Below are 16403 nucleotides of genomic sequence, written 5' to 3' on the forward strand. Positions count from 1 at the left end.
CGTCGAGAGTGTTGTATTGATGTCAAAAGCTGATTAGGTGGGTGCAAGTTTGCCCTTGTGTAGCAAGGCTTAGCGAGGGCTATCGTTAAAAGGTTTAATGCGTGGCGACTGTAAGATGGCTCGGAGCGGTTTTTGAGAGTGATTTTGCTGTTTGAGGGAAGATATCAACGCTCTGGGGTCGAGTGCACAGGATGTTAACGTTAAAAAGTGCACCCACTTTGCACCCAGCTGGTGAAGTGGGAAATGTTAATTAAGCACGATTTATGCACAGTATGATTAAATAATAGTTGAATCGTATGTGTCAACAAGGCGCGCAACTTTAGAACAATTTTGATTTGCTTCGGAAAAGAAACGAGTTCATCTGCGTTTATATTCATTCATACTCCCTTTTGGGGAGGTCATAGTATGTGGTTCAAGATAAATAAATTCTATGCATTTCGAGAGCTAACTTTACATATGAATCAATCTTGTGCAACATGCATGTATGAGTTCACTATCGTGAGTTACTACAACAATTGTTGTATTCATTGACTTAAGTTTTGATAGTAGCTGTGCTAGTTCTTGCATATGCGCATAGTCTAATCCGCTCGTAGGCTCGTCTAACGCTAGAATTTCTCTACCTGTTGCCAGCGCGCATGCAATTGCTAATCGCTGTTTTTGCCCACCCGATAGACTCTGCGGATGACGGTGTGCCAAAAAGTCCAAATCAAATTGTCGTAATATATTCATCGCAACATCGTTCTTATTTTTGCTGCGCTTAGGCAAACTAATTAAAACTTCATCTAAAACGCTTTCTGTAAACAGCTGGTTGCCTGTATTTTGCATCACCATAAAACATAATTTTTTACGTGCTCGATTACTTAAAACGCGATCCTCGTATTTAAAAATACCTTTGCAGCTTTTTTCTAAACCGCAAAAACAATTGAGAAAACTGGTTTTGCCAGCTCCATTTTTTCCTACAATTGCTGTAATTTGATTACGCGCAATAGCAAGCGATTCAATATTGACTATTTTCTTCTTTACGCCATGATACGCAAAGTTGAAATTTTTTAATGCGATTATCTGATCGTCTTGTGTGACAGATGGCATTTTATTAATTTGTATGGGTGATTTCATAAGTCGTGTTCTCAGTCCCATTTTTTGCAAATCTATGTCGTTAAGAGCATCTTTTTGTTCGGCTTTAATATCTTTAACGATCTCACCTTGTTGCATAACCACTAGGCGATCCATAATATCCCAAAGATAAGCTATTCGATGCTCAGCTACAACAATTGTTCTTCCTTGTTCTTTCCAATGCAAAATCAACTTTTTAAGCATCAACGTTGAGTCATAATCTAAATTTGCTGAAGGTTCATCTAACAAAATTATGTTTAATCCTGCTACTTCAATTGACGCACAAGCTATTTTTTGCTTTTCGCCGTCAGATAGATGAAAAATATTGCGATCCATCAAATTTTCCATGTGCAAATCAGCAACTGTTGTATCAATACGCTGATAAATATCAGATTTTGGTAGTCCTTGATTTTCACACGCAAACGCTAGTTCACTCGTTGTATCAACATTATAAAATTGTGACTTAGGATTTTGAAAAACCGTGCCTACAACATTTGCTAAATCATATAATTCATTATTTTTAAAAGATCGACCGTTTAATAATATATAGCCTTTTACATTTCCTTGATAGAAGCGTGGAATTAAACCATTTATCAGCCGTAACAGCGTTGTTTTACCACAACCCGAAGGTCCGGTTATTAAAATTAATTCGCCATCTTCAATGCGTAAATTAATATCATTTAATTCACTTGAATGCTGTTTATTGTCATTTGTGTTAGCTTCATTGCTTGTATGCTGGTCATCTTCAGTTCCATAATGGAAATAAACATGCCTAAATTCGATCATACGATTACTCCTAAGCTACACAACAACCAAAAACATATGACCGACAAAGAAATGAGTAATAAAAACCAATCTTGTATTCGAAAACCAATTTGGCAAATATTAGTTCGCTTGATAGGGGAGCCTAATCCTCTAATTAACGCTGCTGCCGATAGTTCTTCGCCAATACGTACACTCGAACTAATCATAGGAATTAATTGGTACTCTAATATTTTTCCAATACCAACTGCTCCTATATGAATTTCACGCATATTCATAGCGCGACAAATTGATTTCCATTCTGTTGCAATCGTTGGAAACATTCTAAACATAACTGACATTGGCACAATAATGGCTCGTGGCATATGTATTTTTTCCATTGCTGCAATAAATTCACTCACCGAAGTCGTAGCTATAACATAATTGCCCATTGCAACTGTTGCTACAAAGCGCGTAAGAATATATCCGCACATTAAAGCGATAGGTTTTATCGTACTAGGCAAATATGGCATCACCAAAAGACAGACATAACCTATTATGAGCATGATACTTGCATGCCAAAATTTTTCCCATTGTTGTTCTATCAAAAGCAGCACAAAAGGAATGATAGATAATACAAAACTTATATCTTTCATGCGTGCGCCACCCACGCCGCCCATTACGAATATTGCTAATAGCAAAACAAGGACTATTTTTACGCGTGGATCTAGAAAACTGCGTTTGTTCTTTTGCGTTGCTAGAGATGAATATGCCATTAAACAAGACCAGCTTTTTCAAAATGCTTTTTCAAAACTTTCTGACCAAACAGGCCGCCTAAAATACCGCAGATAAAGCATACAATTAGCAGAACGAACGCCATCCAATTTGGTAGGAGCTGAGCAACAGCCTCGGCATAAGCTTTACCAAAGCTTGCACGTTGTGCAAAATATTGTTCGCGATCAAGAAACAGTGACATATAGTTGCCATACATCCACAGGCTAAAAAATCCATATGTCAAAACAGCTTTTTTAGCACTGGCATAGTTGCCACTTTTGAACACAATTTCTGCAATCAAACCAGCAATCGCACTTGTTAACAACGACCACATTCCCATGCCCGTGAGCACCATCAATAGACCCATCATGATTGCCATGATAAAAATCATTCCTGGCTTTTTAACTTTGGTCAAAAAGAGCATAAAAGGAATACCGCCTATAATTGGCACTAATACCGCAAGGAGCGGCAAAAAGACGGGTACTATCCCAAGCATTGATATTACACATACAATAACAAAATAAATGGCTCCAAATATACCAATGTTTATCAGGTCATGACCACTTAATTTAGTTGCGCGTTCCATAACAAATTCCTCCTTTTTCTATCATGTGCGTTCTACACGCGCTCAAACTAATACGAAAACTCCTCTGCTGCACACGTTTTATCAATAAGATTTTGATAAGTAGGGCTTATCTGGATAAGCTCGGCATGTGTACCGCATGCTTCAACGTGACCATCTTTTAACACAACTATTCGATCAACATTTTCAATTGACTTCATGCGGTGAGAAATAATAATCACAGTTTTATTTTTTACCAATTCGGTAAGCGATTGTTGAATTTTAATCTCGTTGTCAACGTCTAAACTTGAAGCAATCTCATCAAGAATAAGAATTGGTGCGTTTTTCAAAAACGCGCGCGCTATTGATATACGCTGACGCTCGCCTCCAGAAAGCTGCTGACCGTTTTCGCCGATAATGGTGTTGATCCCATCTGGGAGAGTGTCAATAAAGTCACAGTGTGCAAGCTGAGCTGCATGTTTTACTTCTTCATCTGTAGCATCTTCTCTACCGATGCGAATGTTTTCTAGAATGCTTGTGTTGAAGAGAGTAACATCTTGAAAAACGATAGATATATTTCGGTACAGGTTTTCAGTAGAAACTTTCCGTATATCTACGCCGCCAATACGAATGCTACCAGAATTAAAATCGTACAGACGCGCTATAAGTCGAAGCAGAGTTGTTTTTCCGCAGCCTGACTGCCCAACAAGTGCGCAAACTGTTCCATGCGGCACAGTAAAACTTACGTCGTTTAGCACAGGAGTAGTGTCATCGTAAGAAAAGCTGAGCTTGTTTATCTCTATATCAAAATTAGCAAATTGAGTAGCGCGTTTATCTGTAGCTTGTGTATCTGTAGTGTGTACGTCTGTAGCAGCTTCCGTCTGCACATCTAATACCTTTGCGTCGCGAATTTCACGAATACGCTTCACAGCCGAATTGATATAGAAAACTTCCATAAGGAATTCCATATTCGAGTCCACAAATTCTTTGAGCTTCATGGAAGCAAGCACGTAGCCTAGCATATATAGCACAGAAATTTCGCCAGTTTGCATAAGAAAAATGCCACCGATAATCGTGAATGCCAACGAAAAATGCGAGAAAATATCGGCAAATATCAGCAAGAACCCAGCGTTGCGTTCGCTTTTCCAGTGGACGCGCAATGTGTCATCAAGCTTGGCATAAAGCTTTGTTTTTATACGTTCTGCAAGATTAAAAGCGGTAATTTCTTTAGAAAGCTCAATGCGATCTTGGAAAGCTTGCGAGTTTTCGCGAAGACGCAAGTAATGTTTGTTGTACTGTTCTCGCACATAACGTTTTGACAACACAATAAGCAAAAATGACAGTAGAGTAGGCCCAATAGCGCAAATTGCCATTTTCCAGTTCCCTATGAACATTAATGCAGAAAGAAATGGTAAGAATAAACAAAACGCGAGCAGTTTCGGAACTGCGTGACTTTCTGCATGCTCAAGTGATGCTACGTCCGCCATAATACTTTGAGCGAGATCGGTAAGATCATGTTTTGCGAAGTAAGACATTTCTAGTCGCGAAAGTTTCTCTGCAATATTAAGGCGCAAATGAGCTGCTTCTTTATATGTTTCGTTATATTGTGCTTCGTACTCAAAACTCAATAGCACTGCCATTACCACCAAGGTCACAATAGAACACACAAGATAGATGGCTGTACTATGTACATGGCGTAGTAACAGATGATCTACCAACAATAGCAGCAGCATTGAAGGAACCATATTGATAACAAATACCAAAAAACTAAGTACACCCGATTTAAAAGCGCCTCGTACACCTTGATCGGTAAGAGCAAACGTATTTTTTAAAAACTTAATCATTAACAACCCTCCACTCATTAGCTTGGGTGTAAATTGTGTACAAATGTGTATATTGGCCATTTTGCGCCATAAGCTGAGCATGTGAACCGCGCTCAACAATGTGCCCGTGGTCAACAAGCAAAATCTCATCCACACCCGTAATGGACGTCAGACGATGTGCAATCATAATGACCGTTTTTCCGCGCATCAGTCGCCTAAAGGCTTTTTGCAGCTCATACTCATTATCGGGGTCAATAGAAGCAGACGCTTCGTCCATAATTACGATGGGAGAATTTTTTAAAATGGCACGAGCAATCGCAACGCGTTGAGTTTCTCCACCTGAAAGATACACGCCTTTTGTTCCAATTATGGTATTTTCTCGCTTATCTAATTTATCTAATACCGAATCAAGTCCTGCTGCAGAAATCGCAGACATTACTTCCTCGTGGCTTGCGTCATGTTTTACGCAGCTAACATTGTTATATAGTGTGTCACTAAACAACTTAGAATCTTGAAAAACAAAGGAAATTTCTTGCATGAGCGCTTCTTGAGAATATGTGTTAAGAGGTTTATTGCCAATTAAAATTTCTCCAGAACTTATGTTGTAATATGCGCACATCAGTTTAGCAATTGTAGATTTACCTGATCCAGATTTTCCTACTAGAGCATATATCTTATTTTCTGCTAAATTGAAGGACAGATTTTTCAAAACTTCTTTTTTGTCATACGAGAACGAAACGTTATGAAACTCAATGTTGTGATTTGCAAAATGATCTTCATTGCCAAAATGTATTTCTTCTTTCGACATTTGAGCATAAAGCTTCTCAAGCGAATCAACCGCATGATTACCCTGGAATGAGTACATGCCAATGTACATAACGCGCATAAATGCTGCAAACATTAATCCCGATACGAAAAACGTCATAATTAAATCGAGAGCCAAACGTTTGGGACTGCCCAAATCGTCCATGAAAAATGCCAACGGCAGTGTAAGTATTGCAATAATACCAAAGAAAAGACATTCATACACAACGTATCCTGCCTTGCAATGCTTTGAATATTGGTAAGCATATGTTGAATAATTGTGAATAAGTTTGGATAGCTTTTTCATGGAACTTACTGAAACGCCAAATATTTTGATAACAGAAATGCCACGAATATATTCGACTGTTTCTGCTGATAGATTATCGAGTGCGTCTTGGTACATTTTCATGAATTGCTTGCCGCCCATCATGCTAGCCATAATAGCGCTACCGACAATAGTAAGTATTAGAATGCATAAACCTACGCGCCAGCTTATGCAAAAGCTGAATGCAATTATGAAAAATGGCATAAGGATTGCGCGCGTAGCGTCAGGAATCATGTGTGCGACAATCGTGTGAGTGAGCGCTGCATTGTCGTCAATAGTTTTACGAATAGTTCCAGATGAATGTGTGTCAAAGAATGTAAAACTTGCACGATTTAAGCCTTCAACACCGCGTTTGCGCAAAACATTTTCTAAATTGAATCCCACGTAATGAGCCATAAGACCCGACGTGCCAAGACATAAACTGCCGGTAAGTAAAAGCAGTGCAATGACGAATGCAAAATTTTGAGCGACAGGCAAGTTTTCGTCAATAATAAGCGCATGCAAAAAACAATGTATCGCATAATATCCGCAAGTAGTTAGTAGAGCTGACAAAGCTGAAACGAGTACCGCTCCAATAGCTAAACCCTTAAACTGCGGAATATAGGCAAACAGTTTACGGTATGTGTTCATGAGAGCTCCTTTGCTGGTAAAGAAGTTGAAGATGTTTGAACAGACTCTTGCATGCTGCCTAACTGATTGTTTCCATCGTCGCTGGAGCGAGTAGCGCTGCGGCTGTTGCCCTCGTGACTGGATTGAGCGGTGTCCTGTTTCAAAATATTCAAGAGCAGCTGCTTAATGAACGCTTGATTATCTTGTACAAGCTTGTGTTCGTTGAGCACATGCGCAGAAAGAATGATCGCGTTTACAAAAAACGCCATAAGTTCAAAATTCGAAGACTTAACAGAAAGCGTTTCTGCATCGATGTTATGTGCTTTAAACGTATCAAAAGCAGTGTGTTCAAGCTGTCTATATACCTGTTCAAGCTGGGGGTTTCTCTTCTTAGCCAACAAAAGTTCCACGTAGACGGGCATAAGCGCATTGCTATCAACTGCTTTTCTGGCCATTTCATCAGCAAGAAGATCAATGCTCCATTGCTTGCCATCCTCTATAGATTTCATCATGATGGTGTTGCGGTATGCGATGCCATCGAGCATGATGTCGTGGAGTATGTCGGTTGTATTCTTGTAGTAGTGATAAAACCCACCCTTTGATAAGCCCGTTTCTTTTACCAGGTCTTCCATGGTTGTGTTCTCAAAGCCTTGTTTGACAAAAATACGTATAGCAGCATGCTTTATTGCTTGCTTGCGTTCATCAAAACTAAGCCGCTTATTACGAGCCATGCAATTCACCTCACACCACAAGCTAGTAAAGGGTTAACACGCCAAATAGTTGTCATGAGTCAACGCGTAAAAAGTCTTCGCGCCTTGGCTACATCTAAGGGGTCGTCATCCTATCGACGAATGCGTCGATATATACAGTATAAGTTAGATAGTGTTTACTGTCAAGCTCTTGCTTGAAAGTAAACACTATTTGTCGATGCTGGTTAGAAGAGTGCCTGCTTGTGCTAATAAAATTCATAAGAAACTAGGCAATAGTTCAGCAAATCCATAAACGCATACCGTATTTATAGTTTGCATATATGTACCACAGTACAAAAAGTTCAATCGTTCGTGTATTTTTGGGCTATGATTCGTTTAATTGGCGCAGTACTAGCTGAGCAAGACGAAGACTGGTCTTGTCGCAGCTGGATATCTGAAGAGTCACTTTTACTTTTAAGTGAGCCAAACAAAGAACAACCAGCGCCAAATGAAGAGACTTGCAAACGAGCTCGATTGCTTGTACAAACAGCGCTCAGCCTAGCAGACGCAGACGGAAAGATAGCATGATGGTATAATACAGAAAATAAATTCAAGCAGTTGGCTGTCACCTCTAGGACCAAACACCAACTTTTCCTACACTACCAATTATACTTTTATTGTATGTCGTATTTTTAGCTCCAACGTCAAGATTTATATGGAATTCAACAAAGTAAAAACTTTTAATGATTTATGAAAAAGTAAAAAGGAATTTCTGGGAAACTTATCTGATTTAGATAAGTTTCCCAGAAATTATTTCGTGCCCTAATGAAGTATATACAATAAGCAAAGGCTAAGCTTTGTTGTGCTGCTATTTCTTAAGAAAAGGTGAAGTAATTAGGATATCTTAGGAAAATTCACTAGAAATATCCTATATCTAAAACACTTTCCTCAATAAGATCTTCATTTTGCATTTGAGAAAGTATGTGATTTATAAATCTTTGGAAAACCTCTGAGGAATAAGGATTCTTCTTTAGGTAGTCCACATACGCCGTTCGTCTTCTTTGTCTACCTTCATATGTGGCATAATCTTTTCGGATGTTGGAGCTAATTCTTTTAGCTTTTCGCGTAATCAAAATTTCATCAATATCCGTCGTAGTTGTACTAATCGGTGTCATATCCAAATAATCGCATAATAAGTAGTACTTCGCTCCTGTAACAGCTTGTTTAACATCGTGGGCTGTTGCTGAGGCCTCCTGGAACATTGTTTTATCCAGATTAGTTTTCAACTCGGCAAGAATGTATCCAAGATAGGTGGTGAGTCGGGTCGTCTGAAGTTCGCTAAAGTCTGGATCATAAGAACTCATTATGTATAGTGGACGACACATTGAAAAATCCTGATCCTTAGTTTTTATATTGATTCCACCTCCAATCCCGGGATTGCTAACACTGGACGCAAAATAGATAGAAGAAAAAGTAGAGGTTTGAGAACCAATTTTCATGTCGCACTTCCCAAATTGCTTATTTATGCATCGGGTTACAAAAATTGGTAGAAATTCCTCCATTACAGTATTGTCCAGTTTTAATTGGCCTTTTTGACGATACAAAAAATCTTCTGTACTATCAAAGATAAGGTTTACGTCAATGTAGAACTTATACTCATTTAGACAATTTACAAGTGCGACTACTAGTTCTGGCAGGGTATCTGCTTCAATCGTGTTTAAAGATACCACCCATTTGTCGTATATTTTTAAAGCTTTCTTTAACCTTTCAATATCAGATAGCGGCATCTTTTTACTCTCAATTGCAGCTACTATTTTTTCGCCGTGTGTTCCTCGCATAACAAAACCTCCGAAGTATTTACGTGATTTGATTTATGAATAGCGTCCAATATTAATTCAGCATTTTTGTTGTTTTTTATTGAATTGTAGCGATCGAGAAGCATTTCAACAGCAATATTCCTTGCCGTTGATTGAATATCGTTCTTATCTTTTGAGTTATTCTTTTTGTTTATAAAATGCAATATGTCTTCGTAGATCATATGACCGTATCTGTTCTTGAACACTCGCTCTTGACGAATATCAAATTCAAACCCCAAGATTTCTGTGCCAATTCTGTAAATTAATTCACTGTTGCAGAAAGAATATCCTAAGACTGTAGACTCTCTGCCGACTACATATATCATTCTTGCTTTATCTTTACATATTCTGCTTGCTTCTTTTAGGGATAGGGCAATATCGATACAATATTGTATTACAGTTAAGAATCGATTTCCTCTATGTTTTCGGTTGGCCCCAAACTCACTTTTTGCAATCTCTAGTACGTTGTATCCTAATGCTTCCACGGATTTTCTATAATTCTGATGGTAATTAAAAACGTTAATGTACGGAGGTGAAGTTAGAACAAGATCAACTAAATCGGTTTTTAAAGAAGTTTTTCGAGCATCGCCATTTGACACGCAAATAGGTCTATTACTGAATGGAAGTTCTAATATTGTGTTTTTAAGCTCCCCCCATTTATTTACTACAAGTTCGAATGTTACTTCATTTTTATAAATATCCATGAGAATAATAAGGGTAGATAGTACATTCTTTACGCTGTAGTGGTCATCTGATTTTGCATAATCCGTCAGAACATTAAGGATGTTATCCGTATTTTTAATTTTGCATACTAACTTATCAATATGTTTGATTAAACGGTTTCTCTCAACCATATCTGCAGTTACCAGCTCATAGATTTTCGCCATGTAATAGGCCGAGGGATTCAACTCTATCCCATATGCTAGCAAATTTTTCCTAGCTGATTCATAAAGTGTTGTTCCAGACCCGGCAAAAGGATCGAGTACAATATAATTCTTATCCGCATATTTAGTCAGCTCTGCTTCTACAAATTGAGGAGAGAATTGTCCATTCCATGTGAATAGGTTGGATCTATTTTTTTCGGCTATATTCAAATCTGTTTGTGGTATTTCTGATGTATTAATTGGTATATTACAAAAACGCATTCCTATCATTTTCCTCTTTTTTGTTAACATTTTTAGTCTTTTACAATTTCTGCAATATCACTGATATCACAATCTAAAGCGCTACATATTTTTATCAGTATTCCTGTGGTTACATTTCCTCCGTTATTGAGTTTCGCCATAGATGAAGAGCTTATTTTTGCCTCTTCACGGAGTTTGGATTTAGTCCACCCTTTGTCTATAAGTAATTTCCATAGTTTGTTATAACTAAATTTCATTTTACACTCCTTTAATTTCTCTGTTCCAAGATTTTCCATAGAGTTCGCCTCCGCCACTGTATAGTTGAAGGACTTTGTTGTTTTGTAGGATTTCATATGTTTCCTTGCTGTAGGAGCTTTGTTTATCAAAGGCAATGAAGACCTGTTTGTTCAGATTCGCGGTATCTGTATATATTTTCATAATCCCTTCAATACCCTCATCGTCAATATTTTTAAAGAATAATGAGTCATGAGCCAAAGCTGGTAAAGAAGATGAGTACAGAACAGCAAGATCCAGGAGAATTAAACCTTTAAAGTTTGTTCCAGTTCCTGTGTCTTTAGGTGTGAAGAACGTATAGCTATTGTAGTTTTTCAGCTCTATCGTTGGCGAGTTTCTTTTTTCAGCGTAAAGTCTGTCATTAAATTCATGCATCTTGTTGTTGAGGCAGAGTCCAATTTCCATTAGGATATGTTCCACATTCTTCTCTAAGTTTTGTGCTGCAACCTTTTTGGACTCTTGCAATTGTGACTCTTCCAAGTAAGCCTTATTTTGTTCCTCCAAAGCATCTATCTTTTTGATTATTTCAGAATGTTTATCCAGAAAGTCTTTAGAGATAGAATTTGGGATTTTTAGTTCTTCCATTGTTTGAACAACTTGTTCTATGCCAGCTTTTACCTCTCTTGTCTTAGCATCAAGTGTTTCTTTTTCGGCTTCGAACTCGTTTTTTAATATGGCAGAAAGTTTTTTATGGAATCGCTCGATATCATAAATTTTCTTTAGGTTGACAGTTGGGAAGAATTCAGACAATGCCTGTAAATCAGCTTCTGTCGGCTTTAATCCAAATTCTATACTTATATCCAGCAATTTTGAGCGGCGTTGTAACTGTTCAAGCTGTGTTTCAAGCGACAATTTAGTAGCTTTTAGATTCTCTTTATATTTACTATTTTCGATTTCTTCGTTACTGGCTGTCACGTCATAATTGTATGTAAGTGCATTTAATTCTGCACGAAGATTTGAAAGCGTATTGACATTTTCTTCGTACTGGGCTTTTCCGCCTACAAGGTTGGATATGAAACTGTACTTTCTTGCATTTTTAAATGTTTTCAGCTTATCTGCTTGTATATCTAATTGATTGTGATAAGGTTCTATATCCTTGTAGTAGTTAAACAGACTCATAAGAATTTTTATGGATTCCTTTGTTGGCTGATTCCTATATCCCTGAAGAGGATAGTTTTCATCCCTATTGTCTTTACCGTAAATTCTAAAAAATGTACTAGCTAACTGCCTGAAAGAAAGATCTGTTTTATTGCTGGCGTATTTTTCTTTCAGCCACCCAATGAATTCTTGTTTAGTCAGAGTTTTATCAGTAGGTTCATATTTTTCATTACAAATGTTAATTGTGTTTGCATCAGCAGTGCTTCTGCTAAAGAAGTATTGATGATCAAACTTAAAGCAAAAATATATCTCATGATTACCGACGTATTTTACTCCATCGCTTTTAAGATATGTATCGCCGCCGAAAACAAAATCTATGGCTAAAAGTGTGGATGATTTGCCGATGGAGTTAGAGCCTTTTTGTGTTCCTTGGATTACGTTAAGACCATTCTTAAATCGAATAGCTGGTCTAATTTTACTCTTTTCCTTGAAAGCTGGAGAATAAATTTCTATAAGCATAATTTCACCTTACCCTCATCGGTCATTTCAATTGCATTAAGAGCATAAAGACAATCCATAACAGATAAAAAATCTGATGGTTCATCTAAATAACTCAAAGTAGATTGAAAAATACCCCTTATATCAGTTTTACCGTTTCGTATTATCTCAAGCACTACTGGCAATGTTGCCAAAGTGCTTTTTTCATATGGGTATAGCTTATTTGGTAATTCCATCAAATACCTCGCATTTCTGTACAAAGTAGCTAACGACTATTTGACAATCCGATACGCTTTGAAGAGTTAGATCATGTAGTTTTTCAGAAATTTCTTCAAAGATTTCCGTATCACTTCGTTTGGCTTTTTTAAGTTTTTTATAAATGGATCGCATTTGATCTTGTAAATTTTCATAATCAATGACTTTACGCTTGTCCAAATTGGTCAATATTTCTTGGACTTTAACAAAATAAGTAGTTACATTTTGTTTAACTATCATGTAAATATGAAAGTTTTTATGCGGATCTATTTTTTCTTTTAACTCTTTAGGGTCTAGAGAAAAATCAAATAAATCTTTTTCATTGAGTTTAGCAATTTTGCAAATGACATTTGTCAATCCCTCTTCCAACTGTGAAGAACTAAGTATGCTCAAGTTCTCCATGTGGTTGGCTAGGACTTTTTTTCTTTTGGATAAAAGGCTTGTAACTTTTTTAGTATTATCCATTTGATACATAGCAAAACATTGTGGGCAAAGAGCCACAAGATTATTAATAGTTGGTTCTTTAGCTTTATCGATACGACTTATTTCATAGACTTCTGAAACATTGAAATTGTTAGAAAGTATTAGTGATTTGGAACAACCGTTCATTACACAATGATTTTCACATTCTTGCAGTAAATATTTTCCGTATGTCTTTTTTAAATCAGCAGAGGATTGTAGCTGTTTTTGCTGCTCCAATGCATCAGGTGTGATTATTCCTGCTGTTTCTCTAATAATATTGACGAATATATCCGCTAATTTTTCTGCCACATTATCAGAAGTGACATCCGAATCATATGATGACAAGTCTTCTGCTAATACTTCTAATACAGCTTGTGGTCTAGAGTTCAAATTTTTTATAAAGTTTTTTGGTGTAAGACGATAGCAAATAGTTCTGGCAACCCTCTTTGAAATACCCCTCTTGGAAAAATTGCGATATGTGACAGGGCTTACCGAGCCAGAAGGGTCTTTCTTCGTTCCCCATTCTTCCTCAGATACATCAGTAATCATTGCGATTAATTCTTTTACAAATGTAGAAGCATCATGACCGTCATTAATGTGATTACGTAAAAGACTGTAAAAGGTTTTGAAGTCCAATGGTGTCCCCCTCTTTTTGAACCACTTTGAACCACTTTGATCCAAACAAGAACCAAGAAAAAATCTCGATTTTATAGGATCGAATCATCAAAGAAAAATCCATTGATATGCAAAGTGTATCACTCGATTACATCTTTGAGCAAAGTAAAAGTCTGATAAAAGGATTTTTACTTTGAGAAAAGACGTAAGTCTCAAACCATCTACACAAGTATGCCTACTTGATCACCAGGATGATTCAGAGCTTGTGTAGAACAACTAAATAATGTCAGCGGTCTTACTGAATGAGGCAGCTGCAAGTAACAAAATGAAGGAATTCTTCATTTTTAGCTTGTAGTGGCTTTGCTATGCCTCGTTTTAGCTGAATTCAAAGGATTCCTTCATCGAAATCGATGGAAGGAGTTCTTTATGAAGACTCGTAAAACAAGCAGTAACAATCGCACAACCTATAAGTACACCTATTTTGTTCCGAACAAATCGGGCGGTTATGATGAAAAAACGCTCGAGATTAAACCAGGCGAGAATGGTGTAACCGTTGCGGATATTAAGATGCTTCACTCAATGGATGACAGCGAGGTTTACTACAACAATAAGAACCTGCGTCCTAATAGAACTGCTGAAGAAAAAGCTGAAAGTAAGGCGTGGAAGAAGCAGTATATCCAGCAGTTCAAAGCGAAGCATGGTTATGAGCCTAACAAGGACGACGTGGAGTATGCTGCTGAAGAGCATTTTCCACGTAACTATAATCTTTCGCTTGATTTTGATGCATATGGTGAGCTTGAACTAGATAAAAGTCATCTTGCTGAGGCTCTCAGTACTACTGATGATTATGGTTTTATTACCAACGATTATGGTTTTGAAATGTCAGAAGAAATGGAGCATGCGTTTTCAACGCTTACTGACAAGCAACGTCAGGTTATTCGTTTGATGTTTATTGAAGGATACACTCAGTCAGAGATTGCGAGCATGCTTGGTATTTCGTCTGCTGGCGTGAAAAAGCATCTCGATAGTGCCATCGTAAATCTTAAAAAAGTTTTACCAGAAAAATTCTAGAAATTTTTTAGGAGGAGGTTAAAAACTCCTCCTTTTTCTTTGCCTGTGATGTGTAAGGAAGAAACCCCTTATAGAAAGGAGGCAAACCATGAAACACAAGATCGTTATTAACGTCACCGGTGAAAACGGTGAGAAGAAACAGGTTCTACGTGGAGCTGTGATGCGATTACCTCAACGGTTTATCCGCTGGCTGTTTGGTGATTACTCGCAAGTCTATCTATTAGATCCTGGAAAGAGTGTTCAGTCAGTTGATGTCAAAGAAGTTTAAGGAGGAAAACCGTGAACAAGGAAATATTGAGAGAAGTCATCAAAGACTTGGAAAACTTAACAGTTCATCTTAAAACGCTGTTTGATGATGCCGGTGCTTCTGGTGTTGGTTGTAAAGAAACAGCTTCTAATAATAAGGAGTCTGTTAAAAAGGTGAGTTTAGAGGATGTGCGAGCGGTTTTAGCAAAGCTTAGCCAGATGGGAAAGACAGCTGATGTGAAGAAACTCATCGTTAAGCACGGTGCGCAAAAGCTATCGGATGTTCCTGAAAGCGAGTATGAGAGCCTATTGCATGAAGCGGAGGGAATTAAAGGTGACTAAGCATGCTTTACTTTCACCGTCTTCTGCTCACAGGTGGATTAAGTGTACTCCTAGTGCTGTTTTAGAAGAAAAGTTTGAAAACACTACTTCTGCTGCAGCAAAGGAAGGAACGGCAGCACACGCGTGGTGTGAGTACAAGCTGAATAAGTTTCTTAACCGTCCGTGTGAAAAACCGTTAACCGAGTATGACTCAAGTGAGATGCAGGAATGCTCGGATGCTTACGTGGATTTCGTGTTGGAAAAATACGAGCAGGCAAAACTTAACTGTCAAGATCCTATTATTCTCATCGAGCAGAAAGTTGATTTTTCAGCTTACGTGCCGGACGGGTTTGGTACAGCGGACTGCATTATTGTAGGCGAAAAAACTCTGCAGGTTATCGACTTTAAGTATGGTCAAGGCGTGCTGGTTGATGCTTACGAGAATCCGCAGATGAAATGCTACGCGCTTGGAGCTTTAACGCTTTTCGACAGCTTGTATGAGATTCAAACTGTTGAGATGAGTATTTTTCAGCCAAGACGTGACAACGTATCAACTTTCACACTACCTGTCGCGGAGCTTATTTCTTGGGCTGAAAGCGTGCTTAAACCTAAAGCCGAGCTTGCAGGCGCAGGCGAAGGCGAATTTGAAGCCGGTGACTGGTGCAGGTTTTGCAGGGCAAAAGCCACGTGCCGTAAACGTGCGGAAGAAAACCTTAAACTTGCAGAATTTGAGTTCAAAGAGCCATCTGTTTTAACAGATAGTGAGATTGAAGAAGTACTCACGCTTATACCTAAGCTCACGAAGTGGGCTGATGATGTTTTAGCGTACGCCACAGATTCCGCTATTAACCATGGTAAAGAGTGGTCTGGTTTCAAGCTCGTAGAAGGCAGATCAGTTCGCAAGTTTAAGGATGAGACAGCTGTTATTGAGAAAGCAAAAGCCGCAGGCTTTACTGACATTTTCAAAACTAGTCTTATTGGTTTAACAGAAATGCAAAAGCTGATGGGCAAGAAAAAATTTGAGGATATTCTGGGCGACCTCATTATCAAACCGTCCGGGAAACTTACGCTCGTACCAGACTCTGATAAGCGAGCAAAAGTTAATGTTTCAAACGCAAATAAC

General features: G+C 38.0%; 17 protein-coding genes and 1 pseudogene. 5 read left to right on the forward strand and 13 right to left on the reverse strand.

The window, feature by feature from the left end; translation table 11 throughout:
• Positions 1–279: 279 nt before the first annotated feature.
• The 7 genes and pseudogenes from P0108_RS06595 to P0108_RS06625 form a co-directional block, all read right to left on the reverse strand.
• Positions 280–377 (reverse strand): annotated as a pseudogene (locus P0108_RS06595) (type II toxin-antitoxin system Phd/YefM family antitoxin); the annotation flags it as partial.
• A 73-nt stretch (positions 378–450) separates the two neighbouring features.
• Positions 451–1899, reverse strand: coding sequence for an ABC transporter ATP-binding protein (locus P0108_RS06600; protein WP_020759052.1), 1449 nt, complete (start codon positions 1897–1899; stop codon positions 451–453).
• Positions 1896–2630 carry an energy-coupling factor transporter transmembrane component T gene (locus P0108_RS06605; protein ID WP_004105056.1) on the reverse strand — a complete coding sequence of 245 codons (735 nt, stop codon included), beginning with the start codon at positions 2628–2630 and terminating at the stop codon, positions 1896–1898. Before P0108_RS06605 ends, P0108_RS06600 begins: the two co-directional genes overlap by 4 nt.
• On the reverse strand, positions 2630–3214 hold the full coding sequence (locus P0108_RS06610) for an MptD family putative ECF transporter S component (protein ID WP_004105054.1): 585 nt from the start codon (positions 3212–3214) through the stop codon (positions 2630–2632). Before P0108_RS06610 ends, P0108_RS06605 begins: the two co-directional genes overlap by 1 nt.
• A gap of 47 nt (positions 3215–3261) precedes the next feature.
• The gene (locus P0108_RS06615) at positions 3262–5094 is read right to left on the reverse strand and encodes an ABC transporter ATP-binding protein (RefSeq protein ID WP_463323343.1); all 1833 of its coding nucleotides are present in this window, start codon (positions 5092–5094) and stop codon (positions 3262–3264) included.
• Positions 5027–6772: an ABC transporter ATP-binding protein gene (locus tag P0108_RS06620; RefSeq protein WP_018645403.1), complete on the reverse strand. Its 1746-nt coding sequence runs from the start codon at positions 6770–6772 to the stop codon at positions 5027–5029. The genes P0108_RS06615 and P0108_RS06620 overlap by 68 nt, the downstream gene beginning before the upstream one ends.
• Complete coding sequence (locus P0108_RS06625; protein WP_004105048.1) at positions 6769–7482, reverse strand: TetR/AcrR family transcriptional regulator; 714 nt, start codon at positions 7480–7482, stop codon at positions 6769–6771. Before P0108_RS06625 ends, P0108_RS06620 begins: the two co-directional genes overlap by 4 nt.
• Positions 7483–7827: 345 nt before the next feature.
• On the opposite strand from P0108_RS06625, the gene P0108_RS06630 reads away from it, so the two are divergent.
• A complete protein-coding gene (locus tag P0108_RS06630; protein ID WP_004105046.1) occupies positions 7828–8028 on the forward strand; it encodes a hypothetical protein in 201 nt (66 codons plus the stop codon).
• 329 nt (positions 8029–8357) lie between these two features.
• Here P0108_RS06630 and P0108_RS06635 read toward each other — a convergent pair whose 3' ends face one another.
• From P0108_RS06635 to P0108_RS06660, 6 genes are read right to left on the reverse strand one after another with little or no spacing between them, the layout of a single operon-like run.
• Positions 8358–9278 (reverse strand): Bpu10I family restriction endonuclease, encoded by a 921-nt coding sequence (locus P0108_RS06635; protein WP_018645400.1) that lies wholly within the window; start codon positions 9276–9278, stop codon positions 8358–8360.
• Positions 9251–10450, reverse strand: coding sequence for a DNA methyltransferase (locus tag P0108_RS06640; RefSeq protein WP_230469197.1), 1200 nt, complete (start codon positions 10448–10450; stop codon positions 9251–9253). Before P0108_RS06640 ends, P0108_RS06635 begins: the two co-directional genes overlap by 28 nt.
• 23 nt (positions 10451–10473) lie before the next feature.
• Entirely contained in the window at positions 10474–10716 is a 243-nt protein-coding gene (locus tag P0108_RS06645) for a helix-turn-helix domain-containing protein (RefSeq protein ID WP_018645397.1), read from the reverse strand.
• The gene (locus P0108_RS06650; protein ID WP_020758845.1) at positions 10679–12331 is read right to left on the reverse strand and encodes a DUF2326 domain-containing protein; all 1653 of its coding nucleotides are present in this window, start codon (positions 12329–12331) and stop codon (positions 10679–10681) included. Before P0108_RS06650 ends, P0108_RS06645 begins: the two co-directional genes overlap by 38 nt.
• Positions 12322–12546, reverse strand: coding sequence for an ABC-three component system middle component 7 (locus tag P0108_RS06655; RefSeq protein ID WP_020758844.1), 225 nt, complete (start codon positions 12544–12546; stop codon positions 12322–12324). The genes P0108_RS06650 and P0108_RS06655 overlap by 10 nt, the downstream gene beginning before the upstream one ends.
• Complete coding sequence (locus P0108_RS06660) at positions 12530–13708, reverse strand: ABC-three component system protein (RefSeq protein WP_020758843.1); 1179 nt, start codon at positions 13706–13708, stop codon at positions 12530–12532. The genes P0108_RS06655 and P0108_RS06660 overlap by 17 nt, the downstream gene beginning before the upstream one ends.
• A 360-nt stretch (positions 13709–14068) precedes the next feature.
• Between P0108_RS06660 and P0108_RS06665 the strand changes: the two genes are divergently transcribed.
• The 4 genes from P0108_RS06665 to P0108_RS06680 form a co-directional block, all read left to right on the forward strand.
• On the forward strand, positions 14069–14713 hold the full coding sequence (locus P0108_RS06665; protein ID WP_415696739.1) for a sigma-70 family RNA polymerase sigma factor: 645 nt from the start codon (positions 14069–14071) through the stop codon (positions 14711–14713).
• An 88-nt stretch (positions 14714–14801) separates the two neighbouring features.
• Complete coding sequence (locus P0108_RS06670) at positions 14802–14981, forward strand: hypothetical protein (protein WP_004114712.1); 180 nt, start codon at positions 14802–14804, stop codon at positions 14979–14981.
• A gap of 11 nt (positions 14982–14992) precedes the next feature.
• On the forward strand, positions 14993–15301 hold the full coding sequence (locus tag P0108_RS06675) for a hypothetical protein (protein WP_004114714.1): 309 nt from the start codon (positions 14993–14995) through the stop codon (positions 15299–15301).
• Positions 15294–16403: DUF2800 domain-containing protein (locus P0108_RS06680; RefSeq protein WP_473730886.1), on the forward strand; the 1110-nt coding region annotated here is incomplete at its 3' end. The genes P0108_RS06675 and P0108_RS06680, both read left to right, overlap by 8 nt.

Source organism: Gardnerella sp. c10Ua_244, from assembly GCF_055818055.1.

What these genes read in the sequence shown, in the direction of transcription:
- P0108_RS06600 (WP_020759052.1), bottom strand. Translation starts at nt 1,899, where the DNA reads ATGATCGAATTTAGGCATGTTTATTTCCATTATGGAACTGAAGATGAC.
- P0108_RS06605 (WP_004105056.1), bottom strand. Translation starts at nt 2,630, where the DNA reads ATGGCATATTCATCTCTAGCAACGCAAAAGAACAAACGCAGTTTTCTA.
- P0108_RS06610 (WP_004105054.1), bottom strand. Translation starts at nt 3,214, where the DNA reads ATGGAACGCGCAACTAAATTAAGTGGTCATGACCTGATAAACATTGGT.
- P0108_RS06615 (WP_463323343.1), bottom strand. Translation starts at nt 5,094, where the DNA reads ATGGCCAATATACACATTTGTACACAATTTACACCCAAGCTAATGAGT.
- P0108_RS06620 (WP_018645403.1), bottom strand. Translation starts at nt 6,772, where the DNA reads ATGAACACATACCGTAAACTGTTTGCCTATATTCCGCAGTTTAAGGGT.
- P0108_RS06625 (WP_004105048.1), bottom strand. Translation starts at nt 7,482, where the DNA reads ATGGCTCGTAATAAGCGGCTTAGTTTTGATGAACGCAAGCAAGCAATA.
- P0108_RS06630 (WP_004105046.1), top strand. Translation starts at nt 7,828, where the DNA reads ATGATTCGTTTAATTGGCGCAGTACTAGCTGAGCAAGACGAAGACTGG.
- P0108_RS06635 (WP_018645400.1), bottom strand. Translation starts at nt 9,278, where the DNA reads ATGCGAGGAACACACGGCGAAAAAATAGTAGCTGCAATTGAGAGTAAA.
- P0108_RS06640 (WP_230469197.1), bottom strand. Translation starts at nt 10,450, where the DNA reads ATGATAGGAATGCGTTTTTGTAATATACCAATTAATACATCAGAAATA.
- P0108_RS06645 (WP_018645397.1), bottom strand. Translation starts at nt 10,716, where the DNA reads ATGGAAAATCTTGGAACAGAGAAATTAAAGGAGTGTAAAATGAAATTT.
- P0108_RS06650 (WP_020758845.1), bottom strand. Translation starts at nt 12,331, where the DNA reads ATGCTTATAGAAATTTATTCTCCAGCTTTCAAGGAAAAGAGTAAAATT.
- P0108_RS06655 (WP_020758844.1), bottom strand. Translation starts at nt 12,546, where the DNA reads ATGGAATTACCAAATAAGCTATACCCATATGAAAAAAGCACTTTGGCA.
- P0108_RS06665 (WP_415696739.1), top strand. Translation starts at nt 14,069, where the DNA reads ATGAAGACTCGTAAAACAAGCAGTAACAATCGCACAACCTATAAGTAC.
- P0108_RS06670 (WP_004114712.1), top strand. Translation starts at nt 14,802, where the DNA reads ATGAAACACAAGATCGTTATTAACGTCACCGGTGAAAACGGTGAGAAG.